12 protein-coding genes are annotated in these 11,374 nt (G+C 39.4%); 9 read left to right on the top strand and 3 right to left on the bottom strand.

What is annotated here, in order from left to right; genetic code table 11:
• Positions 1 to 112: 112 nt before the first annotated feature.
• Positions 113 to 1,447: a carboxyl-terminal processing protease CtpB gene (gene ctpB, locus CUN59_RS00155; RefSeq protein WP_104385936.1), complete on the bottom strand. Its 1,335-nt coding sequence runs from the start codon at positions 1,445 to 1,447 to the stop codon at positions 113 to 115.
• 404 nt (positions 1,448 to 1,851) lie between these two features.
• Between ctpB and CUN59_RS00150 the strand changes: the two genes are divergently transcribed.
• The 3 genes from CUN59_RS00150 (at position 1,852) to CUN59_RS00140 (ending at position 4,412) form a co-directional block, all read left to right on the top strand.
• Entirely contained in the window at positions 1,852 to 2,043 is a 192-nt protein-coding gene (locus CUN59_RS00150; protein ID WP_104385935.1) for a hypothetical protein, read from the top strand.
• 1,049 nt (positions 2,044 to 3,092) lie between these two features.
• Positions 3,093 to 3,977 carry an ABC transporter permease gene (locus CUN59_RS00145; protein WP_104385934.1) on the top strand — a complete coding sequence of 295 codons (885 nt, stop codon included), beginning with the start codon at positions 3,093 to 3,095 and terminating at the stop codon, positions 3,975 to 3,977.
• Positions 3,978 to 4,007: 30 nt separating this feature from the next.
• A complete protein-coding gene (locus tag CUN59_RS00140) occupies positions 4,008 to 4,412 on the top strand; it encodes a hypothetical protein (protein ID WP_104385933.1) in 405 nt (134 codons plus the stop codon).
• A gap of 69 nt (positions 4,413 to 4,481) precedes the next feature.
• On the opposite strand, the gene CUN59_RS00135 is transcribed toward CUN59_RS00140, so the two are convergent.
• Positions 4,482 to 4,919: a peroxiredoxin gene (locus CUN59_RS00135; RefSeq protein WP_104385932.1), complete on the bottom strand. Its 438-nt coding sequence runs from the start codon at positions 4,917 to 4,919 to the stop codon at positions 4,482 to 4,484.
• A gap of 152 nt (positions 4,920 to 5,071) precedes the next feature.
• Between CUN59_RS00135 and CUN59_RS00130 the strand changes: the two genes are divergently transcribed.
• From CUN59_RS00130 to CUN59_RS00105, 6 genes are all read left to right on the top strand, one after another.
• Positions 5,072 to 5,476 (top strand): Npun_F0494 family protein, encoded by a 405-nt coding sequence (locus tag CUN59_RS00130; protein WP_104385937.1) that lies wholly within the window; start codon positions 5,072 to 5,074, stop codon positions 5,474 to 5,476.
• Between the two features lie 139 nt (positions 5,477 to 5,615).
• The gene (gene cobQ, locus CUN59_RS00125) at positions 5,616 to 7,112 is read left to right on the top strand and encodes a cobyric acid synthase CobQ (protein ID WP_104385931.1); all 1,497 of its coding nucleotides are present in this window, start codon (positions 5,616 to 5,618) and stop codon (positions 7,110 to 7,112) included.
• 136 nt (positions 7,113 to 7,248) lie between these two features.
• Positions 7,249 to 7,527, top strand: a complete 279-nt coding sequence (locus CUN59_RS00120; RefSeq protein WP_104385930.1) for a BrnT family toxin — start codon at positions 7,249 to 7,251, stop codon at positions 7,525 to 7,527.
• Complete coding sequence (locus tag CUN59_RS00115) at positions 7,490 to 7,768, top strand: BrnA antitoxin family protein (RefSeq protein ID WP_104385929.1); 279 nt, start codon at positions 7,490 to 7,492, stop codon at positions 7,766 to 7,768. The genes CUN59_RS00120 and CUN59_RS00115 overlap by 38 nt, the downstream gene beginning before the upstream one ends.
• A gap of 111 nt (positions 7,769 to 7,879) precedes the next feature.
• Positions 7,880 to 9,391: a threonine ammonia-lyase, biosynthetic gene (gene ilvA, locus CUN59_RS00110; RefSeq protein WP_104385928.1), complete on the top strand. Its 1,512-nt coding sequence runs from the start codon at positions 7,880 to 7,882 to the stop codon at positions 9,389 to 9,391.
• Between the two features lie 229 nt (positions 9,392 to 9,620).
• The gene (locus CUN59_RS00105; protein WP_104385927.1) at positions 9,621 to 10,082 is read left to right on the top strand and encodes a pyridoxamine 5'-phosphate oxidase family protein; all 462 of its coding nucleotides are present in this window, start codon (positions 9,621 to 9,623) and stop codon (positions 10,080 to 10,082) included.
• A gap of 216 nt (positions 10,083 to 10,298) precedes the next feature.
• Here CUN59_RS00105 and CUN59_RS00100 read toward each other — a convergent pair whose 3' ends face one another.
• On the bottom strand, positions 10,299 to 11,207 hold the full coding sequence (locus tag CUN59_RS00100) for an alpha/beta fold hydrolase (RefSeq protein ID WP_104385926.1): 909 nt from the start codon (positions 11,205 to 11,207) through the stop codon (positions 10,299 to 10,301).
• Positions 11,208 to 11,374 lie beyond the last annotated feature (167 nt).

Here is an 11,374-nt window from a genome sequence, read left to right as displayed (position 1 = left end):
GAATTTTTTTATTTAAGCAGTTTGTGAAGGTATGAGGTACACATTTTGCGGGCAAGATGCCCGCACCACAAAAGTTTGATTATGGTTGTACCTCATTTGAATGAAATATGCTCTAAAATTTCAAGTCTTCGGCACGGATGCTAATGGACTGGGAATTTTCATTTGTGACCTTTTCTGCTACCTTGCCATTAGAAAGAGCAGCAATGGCGCGAGCATATTGGGGATCACTATCTGTACCGATTAACTTCGGATTAGAAGCCAATTGGCGTTCCTGTGTTTGGGTTAGGTCTAGCTTGATATCCGGTGTAATTCCTTTATGGTTAATATCTGTACCATTAGGTGTATAGTAATGGGCAATGGTGACAGCTAAACCTGAGCCATCTGCTAGTTCATGGACTGACTGAACCAAAGCTTTACCGAAGGTTTGACTACCTACAACTACAGCGCGTTTATTATCTTTGAGTGCGCCGGTGAGGATTTCACTAGCACTGGCGGAATTACCATCAACTAAAATGGCTAAGGGTAAATTGGTGATAGCTGTACGATTAGCTTTGGTGTTAGAACTTGATCCTTTGCGGTCTACTGTTTTGACAATATGACCATCATCTAGCCACATTCTAGCAATTTCTATACTCGCATTTAACAAACCACCGGGATTACCACGTAAATCTAAAACGTAGGAATCAACTTTTTGGTTGCCGAGGTTGCGTATGGCTGTACGCATTTGATCCGCAGCATGGGAACTAAACTCTTGTAATCGGATATAACCAACTTTCCGACCACCCTCTTGTTTGAGAGTATAGCGGACTGTAGGAATTTCTATGGTAGCTCTGGTAAGTTTGATGTTAAATTTATTACTTGGTCTTGCTAGATCCAAGCTTACAGGAGTGCCTACTTGACCACGAATTAATTTTGAAGCATCTTCCACCGACATTTTCAGGGTAGATTTGCCATCAATTGCTAAAATTTGATCACCTGATTTCAGTCCAGCCTTAAATGCGGGAGAATTTTCTATAGCTTCTACAACGGTGAGACGCTTGGTTTTTTCGTTGATTTCCATGGTAATACCAATCCCGGAAACTTCCCCAGATGTTTGGTTAGTCAGGGATTCGTACTGTTGAGGATTCATAAACCGGGTGTAGGGATCACCTAGCCTTTGCAGGGCTTCACGGATCGCTACATACGCATCATCTTTAGAAGTATAGTTTTTACTTAATAAGCTTTGCCTGATTGCTTGCCAATCCTGTTGATTAAATTTTTCATCAACATATTCACGATTCACCACCTGCCAAACCTGGTCAACTAATGCTTTAGGACTATCTTGTAAAGCCGCATGAACGGAACGTGTCCAAGCTTGACTAAATACGGATATAGTAGCAGTTGTGGCGATCGCTCCCCCAATCATGGCTGCTTGGAGCGGTGAGTAACGTTTCGCAGATTGGTTCATGTATATTAGCTGAAATAGTTGTGTTTTTGACAGTTTATCAATCAGTCTTACCTGATGTCTTTTTGTATTTATATCCTAATCAACCCTGGCATTCATCGATCTTTTAACCTTTTGTCAATGACTTGTGATATTGTGTTTCTTCGGTAACAAATATGCTTTAAATTGAGCGGTTCTAATATCACAACATAAACATATACATGATACTGGGATAAGTATCATTTGTAAGTATTCAATTATCCTCTTGACGATATCACTTTATTAGGTAAGTAACCGTGATTTATGTCAATGGATAATTAAACTTTTATTAGTTATTTATGTTTGATCGATTGAGTATGAACTTGTTAATTCACTTTCGCGCTCAATTTCGGAAATCCTGGCAATTGTTACAAAAATTATTTTGAGTTTTGAGACTGTTCCTCATTAGCTGGCTGGCTTTTACCACTATAACCCTAATTTTTAGTTCTTCACACCCAGTAGATGCCTTTTTTGTGTTGGGTGGTAGTATTCAGCAAGAAATTTATCTAGCCCAATTAGCAACTCAATATCCCCATATCCCCATTTTAATTTCTAGTGGTTCTGAAGATCCTTGCATTTAGTTAATTTTTCAATGCGAATATGCGGATTTATAAAAAGTCAGTTTATTTATCTCCACTGTCCACATATCGTTAATACCAATTTTTATGAAGATGCACATAATCCCCTGTAGTCCCCCCTTAGTAAGGCTATGGTGTACACACAATTCCTATCTGTCTTCGTTTTGTGCTTATTTAGCACCCTAAATCCCCCAAGCTTGGGGGACTTTGAAATTCTGATTCCCCCAGAATTCGGGGTTAGGGGCATTAAAACCCTAGATGGGAACTTGATTAGACTGTACACCGTAGCTTACTAAGGGGACACAGCGAAGCTGGGAGATAAATTATATACAAATTTACAAACAAATGGTATAAGTTAATTGATGTTAATATGCCAGTATGGGAACAAAAGGGTTTTCACTGTGAATATCAGGGATGGTTCAAGAGGTAAGGGTGTTAGTATACTTCACCTTTTGAGTTAATCATGATCGCAAAAATGATTCTCACGGTGATCGCTCATTTTCTCCAAGCTGTTTTTTAAAATAGAGTCAATCTATACCCATGATTCCAGAGAAAAAGGTTCTACTTGATAAATACGCACAGTGATTAGTATTGAGCAAATAAGAAAGACATAGTAACAAAAATGGTCTTCGGTACTTGTTATGCTAAATTACTAATTGTTTCCTATTCCCTGTTCCCTGTTCCTATTAGTTTAGCATACTAAGTCCGGTAGAGCCGAAAAAACTCATCTTTAGAACCTGAACTATCCCCAGATAAATATTCATAAAAAATCCTGAAAATCCTTTAATCCTGGGTATCCTGATTCAGACAAAGCTGCAATTTGTCCATCTGGATATGCATTGGTAGTTCTAAAAATAAAAGGGTTAATCGAGATTGGGAAGCATTAATACAAAGTTATCGGTGAAAACTGCATTCGTTGTTATGAAGATTAGTCCACGATGGTACTGTAATGATTTTTGTTATAATGTAGTATTAAGAATTGTAAATATTCTTTGCTGACTCAAAATAGCACAGATGTTTATAATTGATACCGTTTCTTTCTGGCATCTTCTATGAATACTGATAAAATAGCGATGAATTGGCAACAATTAACATCATCCGATGTAGTTATTGATACCAATTCTAATTTCTTGGGCGAAATTGTTCAAGAAACTTTTGCTTTAACTCGTCGTCTGTTTATTCAACTACAACGCCGCCCTTCTACCCTGGTGGCGGGTATTATTCAACCAGTAATGTGGTTGGTTTTATTTGGGGCTTTATTCCAAAATGCTCCCAAAGGTTTGTTTGGTAGTACAACAAATTACGGACAATTTTTAGCGGCTGGTGTAATAGTATTTACTGCTTTTGCTGGGGCTTTAAATGCTGGTTTACCGATCATGTTTGATAGGGAATTTGGTTTTTTAAATCGTTTGCTGGTTGCGCCCTTAGCTTCGCGCTTTTCAATTGTTTTTGCTTCTGCTATTTTTATCATTAGCCAAAGTTTGCTGCAAGCGGCGGTAATTGTGGGGGCGGCGGCGTTTTTAGGGGCTGGCTTACCTGATGTTACAGGATTATGTGCGATCGCTCTCATTGTCTTTCTACTGGCTTTGGGTGTCACCGCCATTTCCTTGGGTTTAGCCTTTGCATTACCGGGACATATTGAGTTAATCGCCGTAATTTTTGTTACTAATCTACCGCTATTATTTGCCAGTACCGCCTTAGCACCTTTATCATTTATGCCTGGTTGGTTGCAGGTTGTTGTCACCCTCAACCCTCTAAGTTATGCTATTGAACCAATTCGTTACTTGTATCTACATAGCAGTTGGGGAATAAATGACATAGTAATGTCTGCTTTTTGGGGTGATGTTACCTTTGGAGGTGCGTTATTAGTGTTACTGGGTTTTGCAATTTTGGCTTTGGTCAGTATTCAACCCCAACTGCGGCGAACACTTGCTTAATATAGAAAGCAGAATATGAGGGGAAATTCCATGTCAAGACAATTTTTACAAGTTCACAAAATTATTCTTGCCACTATTGCCGGCATTAGTTTGGCTTCAATGTTAGCAGTAGAACCTAGTTTAGCTGATCCTAATCAACCTTTTAACAGTTTGGAGAGCGATCCCTTCGGCGAGCGCGGCTATCGCAATACTAATCCTCTATCTAACAGTTCTGGGGATTTTAATATGTTGAATATGATTCATCAAGCTAACTTTGGTAATATCCAATGGAATGCTGATGAACAAAATCAACAATTAGACTTAGCCGCACAAGCATTTAGGGCTGAACAACTAAAACGTCTCCAAATTCAACCACAAAACCCAAACACACCAGCAAATACATCTAACGTCAATCAAAATCTCTTGCCTTTACTTATACCCTCAGTAGGTAAGTAATGAAGGCAGGGGAGCAGGGGAGCAGGGGAGAAAATTATCTTCTTCTTCCTCCTGAGCTCCTGCCCTCTCTTATAAACCCAGTGCTGTTAAAACATCATCAGCGTGAGTAGGTGTATTCACATTGGCATCAACATGAATGATTTTACCATCACCATCAATAATGTAAGTAACACGCTTGGCATAACCACCACCATCAACATCATAAGCTTTAATGATGCTCTTATCAGTATCCGCCAATAAGGGGAAATTGAGACTATACTTAGAGGTGAATGCTTGGTGAGCTACTTCATCATCAGCACTCACACCTAGCACTACGATACCTTTGCTGACATATTTGTCCTTAGCATCCCGGAAACTGCAAGCTTGTTTGGTGCAGCCTGGTGTGTCATCTTTGGGATAAAAATAGAGAACTACGGTTTTACCAGCAAAATCAGATAATGAAACTGTGTTCCCATTAGTGTCTTTGGTGGTAAATGCAGGTGCAACTGTACCAACTGCTAAAGCCATGATTCACCTTATCCTGTTTAAAAATCTTCATGCAATCAAAATTTTACAATAATTTACAATATTTATATAAGTTGTTCATGAATATTCTCAACGAGAATTATCTATTTTCAAAGTATTGACAAAAAGCACAATTTAGAGTAAAGAAAATGCCAATGTTTGCTGTAGATTCGCCCAACCTCAAACCCTTAGTTTATACTGATAAAGCACTAGAACGAGCGGAGCGATCGCTTTTATGTTCTCCCTTTAACCTGACTTTGTTTATAGCCATGACCAGTCAAAGCATCCAATTAGGATCTATAGCCATGGAAAAAGGGGTAAAACAGAATTATACTAACCGCGCCTTGTCAGAATTAGCCTGTGAAAATGCTTTAGCCTGGCTCATTGATGTGGGAGTATTGCGCCGAGAAGTTGATGGACAAGGCATTACAGATAGTTTTCGCCTCACTCCTTTAGGTCATCAATTGATTGGCAAATTAACAAATCAAAACTGGCGTAGTCCTTCATTGAGCGATCGCATCCAAGATTTTATCACTCGTTGGTTGCGTTTACCCTTTTAAGGAAAGAGGCAGGAGGCAAAAGAATAATATATTTCTCTTCTGCCCCCCCACACCGGACACCCCTGCTATCAGTTGAAAAAAATTACAAGTTATCTACCGATGCACTATCAAATCTCAACATATTAAATTGTAGTTAAAAATGAAATCAATCATGGTAGTGGGAACAACATCCCACGCAGGTAAATCACTGATAACAACAGCTATTTGTCGGATCATGTCCCGTCGTGGTTGGCGAGTAACCCCATTTAAAGGGCAAAATATGGCTTTAAATGCCTATGTAACTGCCAGTGGCGGAGAGATAGGATACGCTCAAGCGGTACAAGCTTGGGCTGCGGGAGTAGCACCATTAGTAGAAATGAATCCCATTTTGCTTAAACCTCAAGGAGATATGACATCTCAGGTGATCCTTAAAGGTAAAGCAGTTGGTAAAGTCAGCGCCACAGACTATTATCGAGACTATTTTGAAATTGGCTGGCAGACCATTCAAGAATGCCTACAATCTTTATCTACAGAGTTTGATGCCATAGTTTGCGAAGGTGCTGGTAGTCCCGCAGAAATTAATCTCAAACATCGAGATTTAACTAATATGCGGGTAGCAAAACATTTAAATGCACCTACCTTATTAGTAGTTGATATTGATCGAGGTGGGGCATTTGCTCATGTAGTTGGCACATTAGAGTTATTAGATCCCGACGAACGCGCCTTAATTAAAGGAGTTTTGATTAATAAATTCAGAGGACAAAGATCAATTCTCGAACCGGGCATTAAATGGTTAGAAGAACGTACAGGTATACCTGTGGTAGGTGTAGTTCCCTACATAGAACAATTATTTCCGGCGGAAGACTCATTAGACTTGCTAGAACGGAAAACCACAAAAACGGCTGCTGAGTTAAATATTGCTGTGATCCGCTTACCCAGAATTGCCAATTTTACTGATTTTGATCCCTTAGAATCAGAACCATCTGTGAGGGTAAAATACTTATTACCCAAGCAAGATTTAGGACATCCTGATGCAGTAATTATTCCAGGAACAAAAACCACCATTGCCGATTTAATCACCTTGCAAAAAAGCGGTATGGCGGAAGCAATTCAAAACTATGCTGCTTCTGGAGGGACAGTTTTAGGAATTTGTGGCGGTTTCCAAATGCTGGGACAAACCATAGCCGATCCAGAGGGAGTAGAAGGACAGGCGGGTAAATATCCAGGGTTGAATTTATTACCTATAAAAACTGTAATTACAGGTCAAAAAATTGCCCGTCAGCGCCAAGTTACTTCTAATTATCCGCAAATAGGCTTACCTGTAGCTGGCTTTGAAATTCATCAAGGACGAACTACTTACACTAGCCCTTCGCTATCGCGCAGCGAACACTCCGCCGATCAAAAATCCTGTCAAGCACTCTTTGATGATAATAATTTGGGTTTAGTAGATAATTCTCAATCTGTGTGGGGAACTTATTTACATGGTATTTTTGACAATGGACCCTGGCGGCGGGCTTGGGTAAATCGTCTGCGTCAACAACGGGGTTTAAAATCTTTACCAACAGGCGTATCCAACTATCGAGAAGAACGAGAACAGATTTTAGATTCTTTGGCGACGCAAATTGAAGAACATTTAGATTTAACACCGTTCTTATAGGTGCAAATCATTATTTTTCCTCACCCTTCTAGGGTGGGGGGAGATAATAATTACTGATTCAAGATTTATGAGATTTAAAGATTTATAGGATGAAAAAATAAGATAGAATATACAAAGTTATACCTTTTCAAAGTTGATGCAGTTTGAGTGGGACGACGCGAAGAATTTAGAAAACATACGTAAACATCAAATTGACTTCACAGACGTTTCGGAAATGTTTGATAGTCCAATGTTGATTGAAGAAGATGAACGCTTTGATTATGGTGAAGAACGCTGGTTTGGTATTGGCTTTTTAGGAAATGGAGTCGCTGTAGTTGTCTGGACTGAAAGACGGGGTAATGTAATTAGAATTATTTCAGCACGAAAGGCAAATCGTTATGAACGAAAAAGATTTGAAGAATATCTCACGTACTAATTGGCGAGCGTTAGATTCAATGTCAGATGAGGATATTGATTATTCTGATATTCCTCCATTGACTGATGAGTTTTTTGCAAAAGCAACTTTGCGAATTCCAGCAGCACAAGCTAAAAATGTTATCCAATTAGATCCTGATGTAATAGCTTGGTTTAAAGCTCAAAATACAGATTATCAAGCAGCTATTAATGATATTTTACGTCGTCATATTGAAAGTAGTATTAATCAAAAATCTGCTTAATCTCAGTCAATAGTGATTTTGTCTGATAGCTAAGTGTGGCGTAAGCCATATCATCCCCAACTACCCAACAAGCGGTAGAATTAACAATCCAACCCCAATTCCCTCCTTGATATGTATTGCGACTACCTGGTACAGATCCTCACCGCCCGCGTCTATGATGTAGCCCAGGAAACACCATTGGAATATGCCCCCAACCTCTCCCACCGCATCAATAACAAACTGCTACTCAAGCGAGAAGATATGCAGTCTGTGTTTTCCTTTAAGCTGCGGGGTGCATATAACAAAATGGCTAACCTGTCCCCAGATTTACTGAAACAAGGCGTAATTGCTGCTTCCGCCGGCAACCATGCCCAAGGAGTGGCCTTATCTGCCAGTCGCTTGGGAACAAAAGCTATTATTGTCATGCCCGTTACCACCCCCTTAGTTAAAGTTAATGCCGTGAAAGCACGGGGAGGAGAAGTAGTTTTATATGGAAATACCTATGATGATGCTTACGCCCACGCCCGTCAATTGGAAGCAGAAAAAGGGTTAACATTTATACATCCCTTCGATGATCCTGATGTCATCGCAGGTCAGGGAACTATCGGTATGGAAATTCTCCGCCAATGTCAACAACCTATCCACGCCATATTTGTGGCTATTGGCGGCGGTGGATTAATTTCCGGTATTGCTGCTTATGTTAAACGGTTGCGTCCTGAAATCAAAATTATCGGTGTCGAACCTGTAGACGCTGATGCCATGAGTCAATCTCTCAAAGCTGGTCATCGGGTGCGCTTGTCCCAGGTGGGCTTGTTTGCTGATGGGGTAGCAGTGCGAGAAGTGGGAGAAGAAACCTTCCGCTTGTGTCAGCAATATGTGGATGAAATTATTTTAGTAGATACCGATGCTACCTGTGCGGCGATAAAAGATGTATTTGAAGATACCCGATCTATTTTAGAACCTGCGGGGGCATTAGCGATCGCCGCCGCCAAAGTTTACGCAGAACGAGAACAAATTCAAGATCAAACCCTCATCGCCGTGGCTTGCGGTGCTAACATGAACTTTGATCGCTTGCGTTTCGTAGCAGAAAGGGCAGAATTTGGAGAACGTCGAGAAGCCATCTTTGCGGTGAATATTCCTGAGAAACCGGGAAGTCTGCGTCAATTTTGTGAATGTATTGGTAACAGGAATTTAACCGAATTTAATTATCGCATTGCTGACAATAAAGAAGCACATATTTTTGTTGGTATGCAAATAGAAAACCGTGCCGATGCGGCGAAAATTGTGGAGAATTTTGAAGCTAGTGGTTTAAAAACAATTGATTTAAGCGATGATGAATTAACAAAATTACATTTACGGCACATGGTTGGGGGACATTCTCAACTGGCAGATCATGAGTTATTATATCGGTTTGAATTTCCTGAACGTCCTGGGGCGTTGATGAAATTTGTCGGTTCTATGTCTCCTGATTGGAATATTAGCTTATTTCATTATCGCAATAATGGCGCAGATTATGGGCGAATCGTGGTAGGAATGCAAGTACCACCCCATGAAATGGAAGAATGGCAATCATTTTTAGATAGTCTTGGTTATCACTATTGGAATGAAAGCGATAATCCTGCCTATAAGTTATTTTTAGGATGATTTACAGCATATTTCATTCAAATGAGGTACAACCATAATCAAACTGTTGTGGTGCGGGCATCTTGCCCGCAAAATGTGTACCTCATACCTTCGCAAACTGCTGTATATGTCTTTAGTTATAAATTGCTAAAAATCAATTCTGATAATTACCTCTTTAGACTCACGTATATAAATCGAAAAACTTTAACACTAAAAATATCACTCATGTTCATAAAACTAGAATTATATAATGACACAATCTTTAGATACAAAACCACAAGTTCACGAATTACGTAAACTACTTGAAGGTATTGACTGTGGGATGTTAACAACAGTTGATGATAATCATAGTTTACATAGTCGTCCTATGTCAATGTGGAATGAAATTGACAATGATGGCACACTCTGGTTTTTTACCTTGGCCAATTCCCATAAAGTAGTAGAAATTCAACATCATCAACAGGTGAATGTGAGTTTTTCAGCACCTGATCAGCAGCGATATGTTTCTATATCCGGTTCAGCCGAATTGATTAGAGATCATGATCAACTTGAGGAAAAATGGCAGCCAGGATTGGAAATTTGGTTTCCCAACGGGGTAAAAGAACCCAATATTGCTTTACTAAAAGTAAAAGTTAATCAAGTAGATTATTGGGAAAGTTCATCTAGTTTTATTCCGCAAACAATTAATTTATTAGAACTATCACGTTGTTAAATTCTAATATCTAAAATGCTCATACCATTTCTTTGTGAGGCTGCGCCGAATTTTGTCAACTTGTCTATTCCTTCTCTGTGTTCTCTGTGCCTTTGCGGTTCTTTCTGAATTTGGCGCATCTTTATACAGAATTGGTATCAGATCCCCGACTTCTGACATCAATTTATAATTTATGGACACAATAAATTAAAGAAGTCGGGGATATTGTCACCTCACCTAAATTGTTACTAAACTCATTACCCAATCTCGTACATAAGAATTGACTTGTTCGGGAACTTCATCATGGGGACAATGACCCGCCGTGAGAAAATATTCGGTTAACTGGGGATAATATTCATGGAATTTTTGTGAACGTTCTCTTGCTTTCATCCAGGGATCTGCCTCACCCCATAATAATAATAAAGGACAAGTTAATTGTTTTAGTAAAATATCAACTTTTTCCCCTTGGGGCGTACTAAAAACAGAAACAAATACATCTAAAGCACCTTTATCAAAAGCTGGGTTTTGAATTTCTGCTACTAATTGATCTGTAACCGCACTTTTATCAAGGTAAACTTTTTCTAAGGTGCGGCGAATTACCCATTTTTGGCGTGTATATTGAAATAATAATGCTTGGGCAAAACGTTGTTTAAAGAACCATTTTACAGAGTTTCCTAAAACTTTTTGTATAGGATTGGGAGTAGGTGGAACTTGGTTTTCCGGTTGGGAAAATGGCCCTGCACTATTAAGTAAGACTACACCAGCAGCACTTTCAGAACGTTGAGCAGCAACGCATAAACAAGCATATCCTCCTAAGGAATTACCAGCTAAAATTGTTTTTTGACCAATCACTTCGCTGATAAAATCATGGAGTTGGTCGCGCCACAAGTCACCGCTATACTGTAAATTAGGTTTTGCTGAACGGCCAAATCCTAATAAGTCAATAGCAAATACTTGGAAATATACACTCAATTCTGTGATATTCTTACGCCAATGGTCTGTGGAAGCACCAAAACCATGCACTAATAGCAAAGGTGGACGCTGAGGATGTGGTTCTCCTGCTTGGACATAGTGTACATTGTGTCCGCGCCATTGCCAATATTGACCAGGAATAGGGTTTGTAGAGGGAGAGATGCTTGTTTGCATATTGTGAAGGAATATTAAGTTACTGTGAATAATTGTAAATTAAATTATTTAACAACTGACCACTAACAACTGACAAATAATAAAAGTCAACCACCCATCACTTCCCTTCGGGTAAGTGAGGGCTTGTAAAAGCCTAGTTGATCAGACTCAGTTCTTAACCGAACTAC

Origin of the sequence: Cuspidothrix issatschenkoi CHARLIE-1 (assembly GCF_002934005.1) — a bacterium.
GTDB classification, from domain to species: Bacteria; Cyanobacteriota; Cyanobacteriia; order Cyanobacteriales; family Nostocaceae; genus Cuspidothrix; species Cuspidothrix issatschenkoi.
The sequence above is the reverse complement of the archived record's forward strand: the minus strand, read 5'-3'. Positions and strand labels throughout refer to the sequence as shown.